General features: G+C 65.0%; 14 protein-coding genes and 1 tRNA gene. 6 read left to right on the forward strand and 9 right to left on the reverse strand.

Going from position 1 to position 18,565, the window contains the following annotated elements; all coding sequences use genetic code 11:
* Positions 1 to 637: 637 nt before the first annotated feature.
* The gene (gene dapA, locus O6W96_RS05970) at positions 638 to 1,522 is read right to left on the reverse strand and encodes a 4-hydroxy-tetrahydrodipicolinate synthase (RefSeq protein ID WP_353468738.1); all 885 of its coding nucleotides are present in this window, start codon (positions 1,520 to 1,522) and stop codon (positions 638 to 640) included.
* A 102-nt stretch (positions 1,523 to 1,624) separates the two neighbouring features.
* Between dapA and O6W96_RS05975 the strand changes: the two genes are divergently transcribed.
* From O6W96_RS05975 to O6W96_RS05990, 4 genes are all read left to right on the forward strand, one after another.
* Complete coding sequence (locus O6W96_RS05975; protein ID WP_435372192.1) at positions 1,625 to 3,610, forward strand: transglycosylase SLT domain-containing protein; 1,986 nt, start codon at positions 1,625 to 1,627, stop codon at positions 3,608 to 3,610.
* Between the two features lie 90 nt (positions 3,611 to 3,700).
* The gene (gene greB / locus O6W96_RS05980) at positions 3,701 to 4,177 is read left to right on the forward strand and encodes a transcription elongation factor GreB (protein WP_353468740.1); all 477 of its coding nucleotides are present in this window, start codon (positions 3,701 to 3,703) and stop codon (positions 4,175 to 4,177) included.
* A gap of 236 nt (positions 4,178 to 4,413) precedes the next feature.
* Entirely contained in the window at positions 4,414 to 4,794 is a 381-nt protein-coding gene (locus O6W96_RS05985) for a DoxX family protein (protein ID WP_107952409.1), read from the forward strand.
* Between the two features lie 10 nt (positions 4,795 to 4,804).
* Entirely contained in the window at positions 4,805 to 5,569 is a 765-nt protein-coding gene (locus O6W96_RS05990; RefSeq protein WP_136189682.1) for an NYN domain-containing protein, read from the forward strand.
* A gap of 163 nt (positions 5,570 to 5,732) precedes the next feature.
* On the opposite strand, the gene O6W96_RS05995 is transcribed toward O6W96_RS05990, so the two are convergent.
* The 7 genes from O6W96_RS05995 to O6W96_RS06025 all read right to left on the reverse strand — a co-directional run bounded on the left by O6W96_RS05995 (position 5,733) and on the right by O6W96_RS06025 (position 16,428).
* Positions 5,733 to 7,118 carry an MATE family efflux transporter gene (locus O6W96_RS05995; protein ID WP_435372204.1) on the reverse strand — a complete coding sequence of 462 codons (1,386 nt, stop codon included), beginning with the start codon at positions 7,116 to 7,118 and terminating at the stop codon, positions 5,733 to 5,735.
* A 593-nt stretch (positions 7,119 to 7,711) separates the two neighbouring features.
* Positions 7,712 to 10,561: a valine--tRNA ligase gene (locus tag O6W96_RS06000; protein ID WP_353468742.1), complete on the reverse strand. Its 2,850-nt coding sequence runs from the start codon at positions 10,559 to 10,561 to the stop codon at positions 7,712 to 7,714.
* Between the two features lie 54 nt (positions 10,562 to 10,615).
* Entirely contained in the window at positions 10,616 to 12,220 is a 1,605-nt protein-coding gene (locus O6W96_RS06005; RefSeq protein WP_353468743.1) for a histidine kinase famiy protein, read from the reverse strand.
* A gap of 70 nt (positions 12,221 to 12,290) precedes the next feature.
* Complete coding sequence (locus tag O6W96_RS06010; RefSeq protein ID WP_353469363.1) at positions 12,291 to 12,869, reverse strand: DUF2497 domain-containing protein; 579 nt, start codon at positions 12,867 to 12,869, stop codon at positions 12,291 to 12,293.
* 35 nt (positions 12,870 to 12,904) lie between these two features.
* The gene (locus O6W96_RS06015) at positions 12,905 to 14,440 is read right to left on the reverse strand and encodes a TolC family outer membrane protein (protein WP_353468744.1); all 1,536 of its coding nucleotides are present in this window, start codon (positions 14,438 to 14,440) and stop codon (positions 12,905 to 12,907) included.
* 8 nt (positions 14,441 to 14,448) lie between these two features.
* On the reverse strand, positions 14,449 to 15,078 hold the full coding sequence (locus O6W96_RS06020) for a protein-L-isoaspartate O-methyltransferase family protein (protein WP_353469364.1): 630 nt from the start codon (positions 15,076 to 15,078) through the stop codon (positions 14,449 to 14,451).
* Between the two features lie 387 nt (positions 15,079 to 15,465).
* Entirely contained in the window at positions 15,466 to 16,428 is a 963-nt protein-coding gene (locus O6W96_RS06025; RefSeq protein ID WP_353468745.1) for a hypothetical protein, read from the reverse strand.
* 285 nt (positions 16,429 to 16,713) lie between these two features.
* Between O6W96_RS06025 and O6W96_RS06030 the strand changes: the two genes are divergently transcribed.
* Positions 16,714 to 16,787 (forward strand) — tRNA-Cys (locus tag O6W96_RS06030).
* Positions 16,788 to 16,949: 162 nt separating this feature from the next.
* Here the strand turns inward: O6W96_RS06030 and O6W96_RS06035 are convergent.
* Positions 16,950 to 17,669 (reverse strand): HPP family protein, encoded by a 720-nt coding sequence (locus O6W96_RS06035; RefSeq protein WP_435372193.1) that lies wholly within the window; start codon positions 17,667 to 17,669, stop codon positions 16,950 to 16,952.
* Positions 17,670 to 18,069: 400 nt separating this feature from the next.
* On the opposite strand from O6W96_RS06035, the gene O6W96_RS06040 reads away from it, so the two are divergent.
* Positions 18,070 to 18,414, forward strand: a complete 345-nt coding sequence (locus O6W96_RS06040; RefSeq protein ID WP_353468746.1) for a hypothetical protein — start codon at positions 18,070 to 18,072, stop codon at positions 18,412 to 18,414.
* Positions 18,415 to 18,565: the final 151 nt, after the last annotated feature.

The following is an 18,565-nucleotide window of genomic DNA, read 5'->3' on the forward strand; positions in this document are numbered from 1 at the left end:
CATTCGACGTGATTCCGGAACCACCGCCCCCGGCACCGCCGCCGCTTCCCACGCCCAAGACACCGCCAGAACCACGCGCATCCAAGCCGTCAGGGTCTCCGCGACCATCGCGTGCACCGTTGGCACGGGCGTCAAACCTGCAGCTTCCCAAAATCCAGGACGTTACGATTGCCTTCGATGCACCGCCGCTTCCAAGTCCGGGCACTTCGGACGCGCCCGCTGTAGGCGTGTTGGGAAATCTACCTGCATCGGGCACCGGAACCGGAGGCAGTGGCATCGGCAACGGCAATGGTACGGGCCGGGGGCAAGGCCGATCGGCTATGAAAGGTGCGACATGGCTACACTATCCAACACCCGGGGAAACGCGAAAATACTGGCCGGCGTTGGCACTTCAATCGCACATGTCCGGTCGCGCGCTACTGTCCTGTATCGTTCCACGTCCGGGGCCGCCCAAGCGGTGTCGCTTGCAGTCCGAGACGCCCGAAGGCGCCGGCTTCGGCGCGGCTGCCTTGCAGATGTCCACCACGTTCCGGATACGCCCTGTAACGCGCGATAGCAGGACGGTCGACATGGAGATCATGATACCGGTAGTCTTCGACTATAAGGAACTCCCGAAGCGCTAAGGCTCCGCGGGCGCCTACACCAATCCAGCGTGAGCCAATCCCGCATCGACGGCGGCGCGTGAGGCTTCGCCGGCGGGGGTCATCGGCAACCGGAGAGTATCGGGGAAGCCGGGCCGCACCTTGGTCATGGCGTACTTCACCGGACCCGGCGAGGCATCGGTGAACAGCGCCTCGTGCAACGGATAGAGTTGGTCCTGATAGGCCAGCGCCTTGACGAAATCGCCGGCCTGGCACGCCGCCTGGAACTCCGCGCAGAGCTTCGGCGCGACGTTGGCGCTTACCGAGATGCAGCCGGTGCCGCCCATCACGTTGAACGCCAGCGCGAGGTCGTCATTGCCTGACAGTTGGCAGAAATCCGGTCCGCAAGACGCGCGGTGCTGAGAGACGCGGGCAAGGACGCCGCTGGCATCCTTCACGCCGACGAACACGTCCGGGAACGCTGCGATGATCCGGGCCAGCGTTGCCGGCTGGATGTCCGTCACCGTTCGCGCGGGGACGTTGTAGAGGATGATCGGCAGCGGGGTCGACTTGGCCAGCGCTTCGAAGTGGCGGAAAATGCCCTCCTGCCCCGGCCGGTTGTAATAGGGCGGCACCATTAGCGCGGCGTCAGCGCCGGCGTCCTTCGCGGCACGCAGGTTCGCGGAAGCGACGCGCGTATCGTTCGAGCCCGCGCCGGCGATGACGGGGACGCGGCCCTTCGCCTGGTCGACGCACACGCGGACCACGTGGAAATGCTCGTCGTACGACAGGGTCGCCGCTTCGCCGGTCGTCCCGCACGCGACCAGCCCCGACGAGCCCTCGCCGATCTGCCATTCGATGAAGTCGCGATAGGCGGGTTCGTCGAAGCTGCCGTCGGCGGCGAACGGCGTGACGAGCGCCGGAATAGATCCTGAAAACATGCGGTGGCCTGCGGTCCTGTTGCGCCGGATGTCTTGCAAAATCCGGATTTCGTTCAGGACAGATACGGGTTCGGGGCGTATGCTGTCCACATGGTAGCATCGATGTTTAAAACGAGCCTTCTCCTTGCAGTCGTGGCGGGGACGGTCGCCGCGTCGGGAGGCGGGCAGCAGACGCTGGATCGCTACAGTACGCAGTTGGCCAATATGGGCCCCAACGCGCAGCCGATGGCGACGGATGGCGCGATCGCCTCCACCATCGCGCAGTGGCGGGCGTTGCAGCAGACCGATGCGCTGCCGTTCGACAGCTATGCGGGCTTCCTGATGGCGCATCCGGGCTGGCCTAACGAGACGGCCAACCGGCGTGCGGCAGAGCGCAAGGCGGCGACCGGATCGCCGACGAGCGTCGTCGCGTTTTTCCGTCGTTATCCACCGCAGTCCGCGTCGGGCGGCGTCGCGTATGCGCGGGCTTTGCAGGCGACGGGCGCGCGCGATCAGGCGTATGCGGCGGTGCGGACGGCTTGGCGGAGCAGCGGCCTGACGCCGACCGACGAGGCGATGGTCGTGTCGGGCTTTCCGGGTGCGCTGACGCCGGACGACCAGGACGCGCGGATGGATGCGCTGTTGTGGGCGGGCCAGACCGGCGCGGCGCAGCGGCAATTGGTGTGGACGAGCGCGGCACGGCGGCCGATCTTCGAGGCGCGGCTGGCGTTCCGGACGAACGCGCCGAACGCGTCGGATATCTCGGCTTCGACACAGACTTTGTATGCGAACGACGCGGGCTATGTGGCGGACCGGGCGCAGTGGTTGCGCAATTCTGGCGCGAGCCCGTCGGCGCGAGCGTGGTTGGCGCGGCCCCGGTCATTGGTGACGCGGCCGGGCAATGCCGCCGAATGGTATGAGGTGCTCGTTACCAACGCGAACGGCGCGGCGAACGATGGGCAATATCAGGTCGCCTACGACATCGCGCGGCAGATCGACGATGCGTATCCGTATGGCGCGGACATCGCGGCGAAATCCTATGCCGAGCGCGACGAGTATACCAATCTTGCCTGGCTCGGCGGACGCGTGGCGATGAAGCAGCTCGGGCGGCCAGCGGACGCGATGACGCTGTTCGACCGGTACGCGCGCGGCTCGCGTTCGCCGCAGGTCCGGTCAAAGGGGTATTATTGGGCGGGGCGTGCGGCGGAGGCGGCCGGGTTGGCGCCTCAGGCTGCGGCGTTCTACGGGCAGGCGGCGGGGTACCGCGATCAATATTACGGGCAACTGGCTAACGAGCGGACCGGTCGGGCGCTGGTCGCGCCGCCCTCGGTTGCGTCGATCGTCGTGGATCCAGCGACGCGTGCGGCGTTCGATCGGCGCGAGACGGTGCGTGCGGTGAAGTTCCTCGGGCAGATCGGCGACTGGCAGGACCAGACCGCGTTCGTCCGCCAGATCGCGGCGGACGCTACGACCGATACCGATCATCTGCTCGCCGCCGAACTGTCGAAGAGCATCAACCGGCCGGACCTGGGCGTGATGGTCGGGCGGAGTGCGCTGGCGAACGGGCTCAGCGATTATTCGGCGGTCGGTTTTCCGATGGTGGCGGTGCCTGCCGGGTACGAGGACAACTGGACGATCATCCACGCGATCTCGCGGCAGGAGAGCCAGTTCGATCGTGCCGCGGTGAGCCACGCGGGCGCGCGCGGACTGATGCAGCTGATGCCGGCGACCGCGCGCGAGCAGTCTGGGAAGATCGGCCTCGCGTACAACCAGGCGGCGCTGACGACCGATCCGAACATGTCGATCATGCTGGGGTCGAGCTATTTCCAGCGGGTGTATGCCAATTACGGCAGTTATCCGCTGGCGGTGGCGGCGTATAATGCCGGCGGCGGCAACGTGAACAAATGGCTCCGCGCGAACGGCGATCCGCGGACCGGGGCTGTGGACATGGTCGATTGGGTCGAGGCGATCCCGTACCAGGAAACGCGCAACTATGTGCAGCGCGTGCTGGAGAATGCGGTGGTGTACGACCTGCTGAACCCCGCACGGGCGAAGAGCCGGGGGGCGGCTCGACTGTCGTGGTATCTGGGGAAGAACCGGCCGGGTTGAGGTCTCGCTACCTCATAAGATTGTTCTCCCGCGAAGGCGGGAGCCCAGTCTGGGCTCCCGCCTTCGCGGGAGAACATGGTAGGGCACCGCATGGATCGCCCCAACTACATAACCCCCTCCGGCTACGCCGTACTTCGCAGCGAATACGAGCAACTCCTGTCGACCGAACGCCCCGCCCTAGTCGAAGTCATCTCCTGGGCGGCAGGCAATGGCGACCGGTCCGAGAACGGCGATTACATCTACGGCCGCAAGCGCCTGCGCGAGATCGACCGCCGGCTCGGCTGGCTGTCGAAGCGGATGAAGGCGGCCAAGGTCGTCGACCCCGCCGCGCAGGAAGATCGCTCGCGCGTGTGGTTCGGCGCGTGCGTTACGGTCGCGGACGACGATGATATCGAGCGGGTCCTGACCCTGGTCGGCGACGACGAGACGGACGCGAGCAACGGGCGGATCGGCTGGAACTCGCCGTTCGCACGCGCCTTGCGCGGCGCTGCGATCGGCGACGTGCGTCGCGTGGATTTGCCCGCCGGCGAGCGCGAATATGAGGTGATGGCGATCGCCTACCCCTGACCTTGCGATCCTCTCCCGCAAGGGGGAGGTGTCGCCGAAGGTGACGGAGGGGGCGGACGCACAACAGTGGTCACCCCTTACCTCCCCCTCCGTCTGGCAAGCGCCAGCCACCTCCCCCTAGCGGGGGAGGATCGTGAGAGCGCGCGCCGTCAACGATGCGTTTCGATCTACGCGAATTGACCTTGCGCCGCCTCCGTGTGACGTTTCGCCCACGCAACGACACTCGAGGAATCTCCATGCCGATACCCGCCACCTGGTCCGCCCGCCTGCTCAGCGTCATGCGCATCGTCGTTGCGCTGGTGTTCTTCAGCCACGGCATCTCGAAATTCTTCGGTCTGCCCCCGTTCCCGATGCCGATGAACCCGCTGCTGACGGTCGCGGGCGCGCTCGAAGTCGTTGGCGGCGGGCTGTTGATCATCGGCCTGTTCACGCGGCCGGTCGCGTTCGTGCTGTCGGGCATGTCCGCGGTCGCGTATTTCATGGCGCACATGCCGAAGGGCCCCTTCCCGATCGCCAATGGCGGCGAGGCGGCGGTGCTCTACTGCTTCGTCTTCCTGTACCTCGCTGCGGCCGGTGGCGGCGCGTGGAGCGTGGACGCGGCGCGCGCGCGGGGCTAACCTTGCGCGCATGATCGATACCACAACGCGCAACATTGCCCTTCTGATCGACGCGGACAATGCGTCCGCGGCGACCCTCGACCCGGTGCTGACCGTCCTTGCCGAACTCGGCACGGTCAACGTCCGGCGGGTCTATGGCAACTGGTCGAAGCCCGCGCTGAAGGCGTGGAGCGACATGTCGATCAAGCACGGCATCGAGCCGCAGCAGCAGTTCGACCTGACCAAGGGCAAGAACGCGACCGACATGAAGATGACGATCGACGCTATGGACCTGCTGTTCCGCGGGCGCATCGACGGCTTCGGAATCATGTCGTCGGACAGCGACTTCATGCCGCTCGCGACGCGTATCCGCCAGGACGGGATACCGGTGTATGGCTTCGGCACGAGCCGCACGCCGGAAGGGTTTCGGCAGGCGTGCACGCGGTTCATCGACGTGGGCGCGCTGAACGAGACGTCGCAGGCTATGCCCGCGCCAGTGCCTGCTCCGGTGGCTGGCGAGAAGCCCGCTACGCCTGCGCCGGTCGCTCGGCCGAAGACCGCGCAGCCGATCGACGAGCAGGTGATCAAGCTGCTGATCGACGCGTACAATGCAGTGAAGCGCGACGAGAAGGGGTATGCGAGCGTTGCTGAACTGGGGCAGCTGGCGGGAAACCGGTCGAGCTTCGATGCGCGTAATTACGGGTTCAACCGGCTGTCGGACCTGATCGAGACGATTCCGAACTTCCAGCACGAGCGTCGCGAGGGCGGTCGCTCGTTCGTCAAGCGGCTGCGGTAGGCAGTTCAAGCCTGACTAAAAGGTGAACCACCCCGGCGGAGGCCGGGGCCCAGTTGGGGGACGTTGCTAACCGAGTGTAGTGCGTCGTTACTGCGACCTTTCCAACTGGGCCCCGGCCTTCGCCGGGGAGGTCGCTTCTCTATGGAACCTGCGAGCTCGAGACTCACCCGGTAGGCTGCAACCGCCCACCCGGCTCGCTCATCCCGTGCGCCTGTTCCTCGCTGTCGTCGGGCACCACCAGCGCACCCTTCCGCCAGTTGCCGTAGCGGTAGTACCATGCCGCAATCGCCAGCGTCGCGAGCGACCCCAGCGGGAAGCTCCACCACAACGCGTCCGCGCCGAGCCACGGTTTCGCCAGCAGTGCAAAGCCGATCCGCACCGGATACAGCGCGACGATCAGCGCGATCAGCGGCGCGATCACGGCACCGTTCGCGCGGACGGTCGAGAACAGCACCATCGTCATCCCGAACAGGATGAAGTTCCAGCTCGCGATCAACTGGATATGCCGCGCGATCGGCAGCGCGGGGCTGTCGCTACCGATGAACAGCGTCATCACCGGGCGGTCGAACAGGATTACCACGCCAACCATCGCGCCGGTCAGTGCGATGTTGAACAGCAAGCCGTACTTCGTGATGTCGCCGACCCGGTCCCACCGCCCCGCGCCGATATTCTGCGCCGCCATCGAACTGACCGCCGCTCCGATCGCCAGCGCGGGCATCTGGATATACGTCCACAGCTGCTGCGACACGGCGTAGGCCGCCGCGGTATCGACGCCGAGCCGGTTGACCAGCCCGACCATCGCGAGCCCGGCGGTGGACATGACGAGCATCTGCGCGCCCATCGGCAGGCCCTTCCGGACGATCGTGCCGGTCAGCGCGCGCTGGGGAATGAGGTAGCGGAGTTCGTTGCCGCGTAGCCGCAAGGGCAGGTCTCGCGCGTAGATATAGGCGATCAGCCCGAGCAGCGAGACGTGGCTGGCAACCAGCGTCGCGGTTGCCGAGCCGGCGATGCCCATCTGTGGGAACGGGCCGATGCCCGCGATCAGCAGCGGGTTGAGCGCGCTGTCGAGGATCGCGCTGAGCAGCATGAACCAGAGCGGCGTCATTGAATCGCCGGTCCCGCGCAGCCCCATCATGAGGAGGACCATCATCATCGACGCAGGCAGTCCGAGGAAGATCACGCGCAGATAGGCGAGTGCGAGCGGCATCGCGTCGCCGGGCGTGGCGAGCAGATGCAGGATCTCGGGCGCGAACACCCAGCCGAGTGCGGCGATGACGACCGCACCGCCGAGGACCAAGCCGACTGCGGAGCCGAACGCCCGGCGTGCACCCTCCAGATCGTGGCGGCCGAAGCTCTGGCCCACCAGGATCGTCGCCGCCATGCCGAACCCGAACACCGCCCCGAACGTCAGGAACATGATAATGTTGGCGTTCGAGGTGGCGGCCAGCGCTCCCTCGCCGAGATAGCGCCCGACCCAGATCGCGTTGATCGAGCCGTTGAGCGACTGGAGGATGTTCGAGCCGAGCGTCGGCAGCGCGAAGGCGAGCAGCGTGCGGCCGATATGGCCGGTGGTGAGGTCGCGCTGACCGGGCTTGCCGCGAGGACGCTCGGACTTGGGACTGACGGTTTCGCGGGTGACGGCGCTCGTCTCGACATCGGGTGGAAGGTCGCTCACACAGTCTCTCCGTCAGGCCGAACTCGGTCCGGCATATACCGGCGAACGGGCAGGCGCTCTGTCATGTCGAGTGCCTAGCCGCGGAGTGAACTCCGGAACAAGCCGGTAGGTCCGACCTTCGAACGAACGTCGCCGTGTTTCCCCGCGAAGGCGGGGTGAAGACTGGGCTCCCAACTTCGGGAGAAAAAGATGACGGCGGCATGCCCGGGGCAGTCGAGCCGCCCCCAAAACCGTCACCCCAGCGAAAGCTGGGGTCTGCCGGTCATCGGGTGGCCGCTGCGCTTTCTAACTGGGATACCCCAGCTTGCGCTGTGGTGACGGGTTTGGTTTGAGTGAGACGGCGTTACAGTATGCATTCCCCTTCCGCTTGCGGGAGGGGTTAGGGGAGGGCGCGACGTACGTACTGGCGTCCGGCTTATTGGGCACGCCCCTCCCCCAACCCCTCCCGCAGGCGGGAGGGGAGCAGGTCAGCCCAAGCGTCCGAGTGCCGCCTGCAACCGTGTAGCTTCGGCAGCCTTGTCGGCGTGGTCAGTCTTGGCCTTTTCGACCGCTTCGGGCTTCGCCCGCTCAACGAAGCTCGCGTTCGACAAGCGTCCGGCAAGCGCATCGCGCTCCTTCTCCGCCGCCGCGATCGCCTTCGTCAGGCGGGCGCGTTCGGAATCGAGGTCGATCACGCCTTCGAGCGGGAGGATGAAGGTCGCCTCTTCGACCACGACCTGCGCCGCGCCGCCGGTGGCTTCGCCCTCGGCATGCGTCACGCGGGCGAGACGCGCGAGCGCAGGCGCTTGGCGTTCGAGCCGCGCCAAGGTTGCCGCATTCGCATCGCGGACGTGGAGGGGCAGGCGCGCGCCCGGCGGGACGTTCAGTTCGTTGCGCGCGGTGCGGATTTCCTGAACCAGGCGGATCAGCCAGTCGACTTCCTTGCTCGCCTCGGGATCGAGCGCGCGCGCGTCCGCCATTGGCCATTTCGCGACGATCAGGTCGTGATCGCGCGGGCCCATCGCGTGCCAGAGTTCCTCGGTGATGAACGGCATGAACGGGTGGAGCAACACCAGGATCTGGTCGAGCACCCAGCCTGCAACCGCCTTCGATTCGTCATCGATGACGCCGCGCTCGTCGCCGACCATCTGCGGCTTGATGAGTTCGAGATACCAGTCGCAGAAGCGGCTCCACGCGAACTGGTAGATCGCGTTGGCGGCGCCGTCGAAGCGGTAGTCGGCGAGCGCCAAGTCTACCGTCTGGACGGTCGCGATCGTCTCGGCGATGATCCACTTGTTGACCGCCAGTTCCGCGCGCGGTGCCTCGAGCGTCGTACTGGCGACGATGCCGTTGGCCTGTGCGAACCGCGCTGCGTTCCACAGCTTGGTGGCGAAGTTGCGATAGCCCTCGACGCGCTTTTCATCCATCTTGATGTCGCGGCCCTGGCTCTCCATCGCCGCCATAAAGAAGCGCAGCGCGTCGGCGCCGTAGGTGTCGATCAGCCCGAGCGGGTTGACGACGTTGCCCTTCGACTTCGACATCTTCGCGCCGTCCGCCGCGCGCACGAGACCGTGGAGGTAGAGCGTGCGGAACGGCACGTCCTTCATGAAGTGCAGCCCCTGCATCATCATCCGCGCGTTCCAGAAGAACAGGATGTCGAAGCCGGAAATGAGCACGTCGTTGGGGTAGCGGCCGCCGAGCGTAAGATCCGATTCTTCGGGCCAACCCATTGTCGCGAACGGCCAAAGCGCGCTCGAGAACCAGGTGTCGAGCACGTCGGGGTCACGCCACAACCCGATGTTGCCATCGTTAGTAACTTGCCAAGCTCGATTTTCGTTTTGGCAAGCTACGATCTCAAGTCCAACCGGACTTTTAAAGCCAGCCACTTCGTACCGAGAACGAGCCTGTAACACCGCTTGGTGTTCCGTTTCAGCGATAAAGATTTCAGGCCGATCGCCCCGAGAGAATCGTCCGCTTCTCGACGGTTCATCTTGAATAATCGAAGTCTCGTCATCGCTGATCCCAGGCCCGAACCACGCCGGGATCTGGTGGCCCCACCACAACTGCCGCGACACGCACCAAGGCTGGATGTTGTCCATCCAGTTGAAAAACGTCTTCTCCCAGGTCTTCGGCACGATATCGATCGCACCAACGCGAACCGCCTCGATCGCCGGCTGCGCGAGCGTCTTTGCGTCGACATACCATTGGTCGGTCAGCCACGGCTCGATCACCACGCCCGAGCGGTCGCCATACGGCGTCTGGATCGTGCGCGGCTCGGCGTCGTGCTCTTCGCCGTCCTTGTCGACATGCGCGATCAGGAAACCTTCGTCCTTCAACCGCGCGACGACAGCTTTGCGCGCCTCCGCGGTCGTCAGCCCGAGCAGCTCGTCGGGGATCAGCCCATCCGAAACCTGCACGACGCGCGCCTTCGCATCGAGCATGTTGAGCATCGACCCCGCGGCCATCCCTGCCCGCTTGCCGACCTCGAAATCGTTGAAGTCGTGTCCCGGCGTGATCTTCACCGCGCCCGACCCGAGCTCCGGATCGGCATGGTCGTCGGCGATGATCGGGATCAGGCGGCCGGTGATCGGGAGCTTTACCTGCTTGCCGATCAGTGACGTATAGCGCTCGTCCGCGCCGTTCACGGCCACCGCCATGTCGGCGAGCATCGTCTCGGGCCGCGTGGTCGCGACCTCGATGAAGCCCGATCCGTCGGCCAGCGGATAGCGCAGGTGCCAGAAGCTGCCCTTGATCTCGCGCGTCTCGACCTCGAGGTCACTGATCGCGGTGCCGAGTCCGGGATCCCAGTTCACCAGGCGCTTGTCGCGGTAGAGGAGCCCCTGTTTGTGGAGGTCGACGAACACCTTCAGGACGGCCTTCGAAAAGCCCTCGTCCATCGTGAAGCGCTCGTTCGCCCAGTCCATCGAACAGCCGAGCCGGCGGAGTTGCTGCGTGATCTCGCCGCCGCTCTCTTCCTTCCACGCCCAGACCTTCGCGACGAATTCCTCGCGCGTCATGTCGGTGCGCTTCTGCGGCGGGGTCAGCGCGCCCATCTGACGCTCGACCACCATCTGCGTCGCGATTCCGGCGTGATCGGTGCCGACCACCCACAACGCATCCTTGCCTTTCAGGCGGGCGTGGCGCGTGAGGATGTCCTGCAACGTGTTGTCGAGCGCGTGGCCGATGTGCAGCGAGCCGGTGACGTTGGGCGGCGGGTTGACGATCGTCCACGGCTCGGCGTTCGGACGGTCGGGGCGGAACTGGCCGCTCGCCTCCCAATGCGCGTACCAGCGCGATTCGATGGAGGCCGGGTCGAAGGTTTTGGGAAGCTCGCTCATGCGCCGAGCCTTAGCGAGCGTGCCCGCGCTAGGCCAGCCTCAGGTACGCCAACGTCAGGTACGGGCGCCGGGTTTGTCGAGCACCTGGCGGATCCGCTCGTTCAGTTCGTTGCGGCGGTACGGCTTGCGGATCAGCTCGAACGACCGACTGCCCTCGTCGATCGCCTCGTCGGCGAACCCGGTGGTCAGCAGCACCGCGGTATGCGGATAATCGCGCCGTACCGACTGCGCGAGCGCGACGCCGTTCATCCCGCCGGGCATGAGGATATCGGTGAACAGCAGCTTGAAATCGGAATCGCCGGCCAGTGTGTCTAGCGCACCGCGCGCGCTGTTCACCAGCACGACTTCATAGCCGAGATCTTCGAGGATCGTCCGGCCAAGCTCGCCGACCTCCATCTGATCCTCGACCATCAGCACGCGTTCGGCGCCACCGGTGCGCGGCGCGAGTGGCGCGGCAGGCTTGCGCTCGACCGCACCACTAGCGCGCGGGAAATACAGCGAGAATTCCGCGCCGCCGCCAGCACCATTGCGGACGGTTGCAAGGCCGCCCGACTGGCGCATGAAGCCGTACACCATCGCGAGGCCAAGCCCGGCGCCCTTGCCCATTTCCTTGGTGGTGTAGAACGGTTCGAACAGCTTGTCGGCGGTCGTCAGGTCGACGCCGGGGCCGTCGTCGCAGATGCTGACGACAACATATTCGCCGGGTTCGAGCTTGGCGAGACTGGCATCCTCGGGCAGCACCGCGTTGCGCGTCGCGATCGTCACCTTGCCCGCGCCGCCGGTGGCGTCGCGCGCGTTGGCGATGATGTTGAGCAACGCCATCTCGGCCTGGACCGGATCGACCCGGCAATTCCACAGATCCTCCGCGAAATCGCGCTTGAGCGTGATGCCGCTGCCGACGCTGCGTTCGAGGATCACACGGAAATCGCCGATCAGCTGGTTGAGGTTCATCAACCGATCGCGCAATTCCTGTTTCCGCGCGAACGCGAGCAATTGTTGCGTCAGGGTCGCGGCGCGCGTCGCCGAGGTCGAGATCGCATCGACCGCGCGGCGTGCCGACTTGTCGTCGGGATCGATGCGCGCGTCGAGGATGTCGGCATAGCCCTGTATGACCTGCAACAGATTGTTGAAGTCGTGCGCGATGCCGCCGGTCAGCTTGCCGACCGCTTCCATCCGTTGCGCCTCGTGCAACGCTTCCTCCGCCTCGCGCCGCCGCGAGATGTCGAGCTGGCTGGCGAAGAAATATTTGAGCGTACCGTCCTCGCCGAACACCGGCGAGACGAACAACGCGTTCCAGAACGTCGAGCCGTTCTTGCGGTAGTTGAGGATCTCGACCGCGACTTCCTCGCGATTCTCGATCGCTGCGCGGACTTCGGCGACCGCGCTGCGGTCGGTCTCGGGACCTTGCAGGAAGCGGCAGTTGCGGCCGAGAATCTCGTCCTGCGAATAGCCGCTCATGAACGAGAACGCTTCGTTGCAGAAGATGATCGGATTGTCGTCGCGGTGCGGGTCGGTGACGACCATCGGCATCCGCGTATGCTTTACGGCGGCGAAAAAGATGTCGCTGCCTGCATCTGCGGGCGAGATGTCGTTTCGCCCGCCGTGCGACAAAGGACGATCCGGTTTTTCCGCGGGGGTAATGGTCTCGATATCGGACATGCGTAACAAAACCCCGCCACGACCGGCGTTGTTCCGTCACTGCAGCCCCCCCTTTCCAGGGGCGAGCGAACTAGGACTGCTGGTTCATGATCTTTGCGATCTCCCGCGAGACCATGTCCTCGACCATCCCCGGCAAATTCGCGTCGATCCATTCGCGGAGCATCGGGCGGAGCATCTCGCGGACGAGCCCCTCAAGCGTGCCGTCGCTGTTCGATTCGGGCTTCACCATCATCCGGGTCAGCGCTTCGAGCGGGGCGCGGCTGGCAGCAGCCGTCTGGCGCGAAACGATCGGCTCGGACAACTCCTCTGCGACCGGGGGCGACACAGGCTGTGGCTTGGGGGCAGCCGCCTTCGGTGCCGGCTGGCGCGGCTCCGGTGCGGCATCGACGGACGTCAGCACCGGCGATTTCGGCGTGCGGGGCGTACGGTCGGCCATCGGCATCGGGTCGCTCAGTTCGAGGATCTCGTCATCGTCCATCTCGTCATCGAGATAGGGGGGATCGCGATAAGGGGGATCGAGATCGACCGGCGCCGACATCGTCCGTGCCGGACGGCGCGACCGACCCGGTGCGTCGCCTTCCTCGGCGATGATGCGTTTGATCGACGAGAGGATTTCCTCCATCGACGGCTCGCCGTTCACGTCCCCCATCCGGACCATCCCAAACCCCGTAGCCGCGCGCACCCCTATTGGCGGCTCGGCGCCGCCATACCTGTCGTCAAGGCGGGGTTCCTGTCAACTGGCGTATCGAGCAGCGGGTCACGTTGCGGTTGGACGTGGGCGTCCTGCGCAGGCGATTGCGCCGTGCGGGTAGCGACCGGCACCGGCTCGCCATCACCGCCGAAATCCCAGATCTTGTGGCGGACGCGCTGATAATTGGCGACCGGATCGTAGAGTACGCCGCCATCGAGGCCAAGGTTACGGGCCTCGGCCTGCCCCATCGCTGCCAGCAGCGCGAAGCCGGCGACATAGGCGTCGCGGCGCGCGGTCACGAGCGTCACCTGGCTGTTGAGCAATTCCTGCTCGGCGTTGAGGATGTCGAGGATGGTGCGGGTGCCGACGCTGTTCTCGGCGCGGACACCTTCGAGGCTGAGCTTGTTCGCATTGACCGCGGTCTCCGAGGACTGGATCACCTGCTCCGACGATCGCCAGGTGGCATAGGACGAGCGCGCCTGTGCGATGACGTTGCGTTCCGCCGCCGTGACGCTCTCGATCGCGCGCGACTGCAACGCCTCGGCCTGGCGGACCTGCGCGGCGGGGCGGCCACCCTGGAATATCGGCAGGGTCAGCGACAGTCCGGCCTGCACGGCCTTGTTCGCATTGGGCGTGCTGCCCGCGCCGATGCCGCCACCGCTCTGCGGGATCGAGTTCAAATAATTGGTGTAGCCAGCGCCGCCGACTGCGCTGATCTGTGGCAAGCGAGTCGCGCGCGCAACGCCGACGTCATAGCGCGTCGCGTCGCGCTCCTTGGCCGCGGCGATCAGCACGGGATTATTCTCGATCGCGACCGTCACGGCCGAGGCCGGGCTGTCGGGCAGATGCGGCAGCGTCGGCGGCGCCTCGAGAACGCCCGGGGGGCTTCCGACCAGCTGGATATAGCTCTCGCGGCTGGTGATCAGCTGCGCCTGCGCCGACTGGAGCTGCGCGCGGGCGAGAGCCAGACGCGCATCGGATTGCGCGACGTCGGTCCGTGTCAGGTCGCCAACCTGGAACCGGTCGCGGCTTGCCTGGAGATTGATGTCGAGCACGCGGACATTCTGCGTGTTTAGGCCGACGATCGCCTCGTCGCGGATGACGTCCATGTACGCGGCGACGACGTTGGTGAACACGTCGGCTTCTGTGCTCCGCAGCGTTGCACGTCCACCCTCGACACGGGTTCTTGCCGCGGCGACCGAATTTCGCACCTGCCCCCCGAGATACAGCGGCACGGATACGTTCGCCCGCGCCACGCCCTGCCGCTGCGGCGCCAGGAAGTTGTTCGCCGCGTTGAGGACGAACTCGGTATAGTCGCCCGTGACATTGGCCGACGGCAGCCCGGCGGCGCGGGCGATCGGGACATTCTCGTCGGTCGCCCGCAACGTGGCGCGTTGCCCGGTCAATGTGGGGTTGGTGTTGTAAGCCTTGGCCAGCGCCTCGCGTAGCGTCTCGGCCTGAGCCGGTGCAGCGCTATAGATCAGCGCAACACTCACAAACAGGCGGCGGATATGAGCGGTGCGCGGCATGCGGTGCCTCAGAACTGAAAGGGTTTGGGCGTTGCGAAGCCGGGCAGCACGACGCATTCGACATCGACGAACGCGACGAGCGCGAAGCCGCCATCGGTCTTGCGGCCCGACGCAAGCCGGGTAAGCCCGCGCTCGGCGATGCCGGCGGTCACGCGACCATCCGGGCGGACCTGCGCGATCAGCGCGTCGGGCACCGATTCGACCGCGCCGTCGACGATCAGCACGTCATACGGCGCGCCGGCAACGTGGCCGTCCTGCATCGGGCCCTCGGCCAGTTCGACATTGCCGACGCCGGCGAGCGCAGTGCGCGCGATCGCCAGCAGCGCCGGATCGCTTTCGACGGCGACCACCGATCCGACGATCTCGCTCAGCACCGCGGCGGTATAGCCGGTCGCAGCACCGATCAGCAGAACACGGTCGGTCGCGGTCAGATACGCCTCGGTGAGCAGTCGGCCCGTCGCCATCGGCAGATTGGCATAGCGACCCCCGCCGAGCGCGATCGCCGTGTCGCGATAGGCGATCGACCGGACGTCGTTGGGCAAGAACTGCTCGCGCGGTACACGCGCCATCGCCGCAACGACGCGCTGGTCGTTGACGGCGTTGGTGCGCAACTGGCTCGCGACCATCGCGTGGCGCATCGTGTCGAACGTCGCCGCCGAGAGTTCGGTAGCCGCGCCGCTATCGATCGCTGCCGTTCCAAGAGTGTCGGTATCGAGAATTGTCGTCGTCATGGGCCATCCTGTCGCACAGCTGTTTTAGTTGTGCAATACACTTGTTGCGTACCGTCCTGATATCGCGCGACCGCGTGTGCGCCAAGCACCGGTTGATCGGATTCAATGCGGACTGTGCTTCGGGCCGGGCGATTAGAGCGCCGGTAAGGCTTGGCAGGGCCGACGCGTCGTTCGGACTCCATATCGCAACACCCGGAGGTGAAGGCGCCCCGCCCGCCCGTGTGACACCGAGATGCCGCGGGCGGAGCGCCGAGGGTGCACGCGGAAGACCTGAGCACTACCTCTGCGCCCGCCCTAGCAGCGAATGTCGGCATCGTCGCCAGAAATGACCCGATGCGATCCTAACAAATGTCTAGATTCGTTGGCGGATTGCTGACGAACCTCGCGATGAGGGGCGGCATCGATGTCGTGCAGCACCTGGGTCGGCGATCCCAAGACCGCATCGCGCGCGCGCAAGCTGGCGTCGAGAAACGGCTTGGTCAGTGCCATGAAACGACGCGGCGTCATGCCGAGAAACGTGCTCGAATCACGCAGGAAATGCGACGCGTCGAAATAGCTATCGTCGATCAGCGCATAATCCGCCGCCTCGCCCGCGGCCATCAGGCGCACGAGCGATCGCAGGAAGCGCGCGCGCATCAACAGCATCTTGGGCGGAAATCCGAAATGTCGAACCGACAGACGGCGAAGCGCATGCGTGGCGATATCGAGTCGATTCGCGGCGGACGCCATATCGGCGGGACCATCGCTAGCGAGGATTTCCATGAGCTGCCGGACCAGCACCGCGTCGGCGTGCGGCGGCCCCAATCGCTCGAGTAACAGCGCGTCGAGGATCGATGCGACCTCGGTATCGTCCGAAGCCGCCTGAAGTGCCGCGATCAGGCGGCTCGTGAACCCGCGACCGAGCACATCCTCGAGCGGCACGATCCGGTTGCGGAAATCGCCGGCCGGTCGGTGCATCAACCTGCCCCACCCCAGCGCGCTGATGCCGAAACCGATCATCACGCCGCCGTGCGTCGTCGCCTTCAGCGCCTGGCTTGTCGGCCCGAACAGGCTTGCGGCGGGTAACGGATCATAGGTCCGGCGCCCGATCGATACCGCGATCGGCCCGGCATCGATCGCTATCCGGACGTTGGCGGTCGCCGGCAGGAACCAGTCGACCTGCCCCTCCCCGCCAGGCGGCGCGCTCGACCGATAGACGTGATAGCCGGTGATGAAGTCGGCCAGTACGGCGGCCGGCCGATCGTATCGGATCGCCATCCCGGCCGGCATTGCAAACACCGCCTCCCCGACGTCCGCCGTGTTCGTCCCGCCCGTTACCGCATGTCTTCTCAAGCGACCCGCCCCTCCAAGTCGATACATCGTTGCCCTGAACCTTATGGAAAGAACCATTCTTGCGCGAGTCTCGATATGGCACCGATGCGATCCGACCACTCATCCGGTCGCCGACGCGAATGGCCGACCGGGAATAATCGCCGACAGATCCCAACTGGCGGTTGACCGCGGGCGAAAAACGAAGCATTTGCGCCGCCTTCACGCAATCGGGGCCCGATGGCGGAGTGGTGACGTAGAGGACTGCAAATCCTCGCACCCGGGTTCGATTCCCGGTCGGGCCTCCAATTTGCAACCGTTGATTTTCAGGCAGTTAGCATTGTCTAACTAGGCCTTGCAGCGAAGCGTTCGGCTGGACGGGAATGGAAAGCGGACGGTCCGCTTCTGCGTGTCGGTAAATTGAACGGGCACGGGTATACGCAAACGATCTCGCGACCTGCTCGGTGATCCTAACGGCGGTCCACAGACGTCTCGCCTCGACGACGCATTGCCCCATGCGCTTTGACACGGTCGAACAATAGCTCGAGATCGTCGCGGCCGATGTCGAATGTCTCACCAAGGTCGGCGAGCGCTGCGTCGAGATCTTCAGGATGGGGGATGCCGTCATTTTCCGGACCGGCAGGCACCTGCAGACCTGATGCAGGACGATGCGGGTAAGAATGGCCCGACAGGCGATGAAAGGCTATCCCGGCCGCGGTCAGGATCACCGCGTTGATCCCCACCGGCAGTAGCGGAAACATCCAGCCGGCGGCGGCGACGGCATGACCGCCGATCACCGCGGTCAGTGCCGCAGCGCCGCCGGGAGGGTGCAGACAGCGCAGCAATGACATCGCCAGGATCGCACCGCCGACTGCCAGACCGCTCGCAAGCCCAGGCGATGACACCATGGATGCGATCCCGACCCCGACAAGGGCGGAAACGACGTTGCCACCGATCACCGACCAGGGTTGCGCGAGCGGACTGGCAGGAACGGCAAAGACGAGTACCGCCGAAGCGCCCATTGGCGCCACGAGCAGAACGGCGGGCCACCCGTCTCCGAATACCATCGCCGTCACGAGTGCGGTGAAAGCGATGCCGACCGCGGCGCCGAGACACGCGACAAGTCGACCGCCGAACGTGGCACCGGCAAGGATCGGAACAAACAGGGCCCGCAAGCATATCACTTTCATCAAGAGGTTCGCACCGACCTGGCCGGCGTCGAGCGGCTGCCTATGGACGCAAGCGGACGTGATGGGATTTGGTTCAGCTGCGATCCAGTTGGCGGGGTCGCCTCACCCGTCTGGGGTATTGCCGGGGTACATCGCAACATACGAAGTCCAGAAACCACGCGTTGATGCGGGATAGGTTACGATGCGACGGAGAGTGTCTCCACCATAGCATAAGACGATGCAACGATTTTGAACCAATAGCATTGCTACCCAAAGATTCGAACCTAAGGTGTTATCGCGCGACGCTGGTAGATTATGTAATTGGGGAAATTCAATGCCAAATCCTACTGAAATGCTACTTATAATCGTTAGTTCGGGTGGAACCCCCCTTATTGAGCAATCGGTCGCTTATACTTCATCAATGACTGCTCGTGGCGTACTGGAAGGTGGTTTTCTCGCTATGCAATCACCAGCCAATCCCGATCCTTTTGAGATTACAATTAAGTATTATGGGGAAAGTGAGTCGACGAGTTTCCCGGGCTTCCTTGGCTATGAAATCGAGAGCTTGTGCAACCTCCCTGGCACTGCCCAACAATATTGGGAGCTATTGATAAATGGAACCCCCTCTCAGACCGGCGCCGATACGACGATACCACCACCGGGCTCCACTGTGGCTTGGCGGTACATTCTAGCTTCGGCTAGCTCCGGCAATGCGGAAACTTTCGCCGAGGATTTGCATCGCCGTCGCCAGGCGCTGGTATCATAGATCGATCTAAGGTTTGTGGGAAAGATGGAACAAGACGTTTAAGCCCATTTTGAGGGTGATCGGACGACCATGTCTGCGGCAGAGAGGATATCCGCCGCAGAAAGATAGATAATGCTAAAGCCTGTTTTCCATTCTGACTTGCTGCCCTTTG

Source organism: Sphingomonas faeni (assembly GCF_040407495.1).
GTDB lineage: Bacteria > Pseudomonadota > Alphaproteobacteria > Sphingomonadales > Sphingomonadaceae > Sphingomonas > Sphingomonas faeni_D.

Excerpts from the sequence above, each read along its gene's own strand:
- dapA (WP_353468738.1), bottom strand. The coding sequence starts at position 1,522 with ATGTTTTCAGGATCTATTCCGGCGCTCGTCACGCCGTTCGCCGCCGAC.
- O6W96_RS05975 (WP_435372192.1), top strand. The coding sequence starts at position 1,625 with ATGTTTAAAACGAGCCTTCTCCTTGCAGTCGTGGCGGGGACGGTCGCC.
- greB (WP_353468740.1), top strand. The coding sequence starts at position 3,701 with ATGGATCGCCCCAACTACATAACCCCCTCCGGCTACGCCGTACTTCGC.
- O6W96_RS05985 (WP_107952409.1), top strand. The coding sequence starts at position 4,414 with ATGCCGATACCCGCCACCTGGTCCGCCCGCCTGCTCAGCGTCATGCGC.
- O6W96_RS05990 (WP_136189682.1), top strand. The coding sequence starts at position 4,805 with ATGATCGATACCACAACGCGCAACATTGCCCTTCTGATCGACGCGGAC.
- O6W96_RS06000 (WP_353468742.1), bottom strand. The coding sequence starts at position 10,561 with ATGAGCGAGCTTCCCAAAACCTTCGACCCGGCCTCCATCGAATCGCGC.
- O6W96_RS06005 (WP_353468743.1), bottom strand. The coding sequence starts at position 12,220 with ATGTCCGATATCGAGACCATTACCCCCGCGGAAAAACCGGATCGTCCT.
- O6W96_RS06010 (WP_353469363.1), bottom strand. The coding sequence starts at position 12,869 with ATGGGGGACGTGAACGGCGAGCCGTCGATGGAGGAAATCCTCTCGTCG.
- O6W96_RS06015 (WP_353468744.1), bottom strand. The coding sequence starts at position 14,440 with ATGCCGCGCACCGCTCATATCCGCCGCCTGTTTGTGAGTGTTGCGCTG.
- O6W96_RS06020 (WP_353469364.1), bottom strand. The coding sequence starts at position 15,078 with ATGCGCCACGCGATGGTCGCGAGCCAGTTGCGCACCAACGCCGTCAAC.
- O6W96_RS06025 (WP_353468745.1), bottom strand. The coding sequence starts at position 16,428 with ATGGCGATCCGATACGATCGGCCGGCCGCCGTACTGGCCGACTTCATC.
- O6W96_RS06035 (WP_435372193.1), bottom strand. The coding sequence starts at position 17,669 with ATGAAAGTGATATGCTTGCGGGCCCTGTTTGTTCCGATCCTTGCCGGT.
- O6W96_RS06040 (WP_353468746.1), top strand. The coding sequence starts at position 18,070 with ATGACTGCTCGTGGCGTACTGGAAGGTGGTTTTCTCGCTATGCAATCA.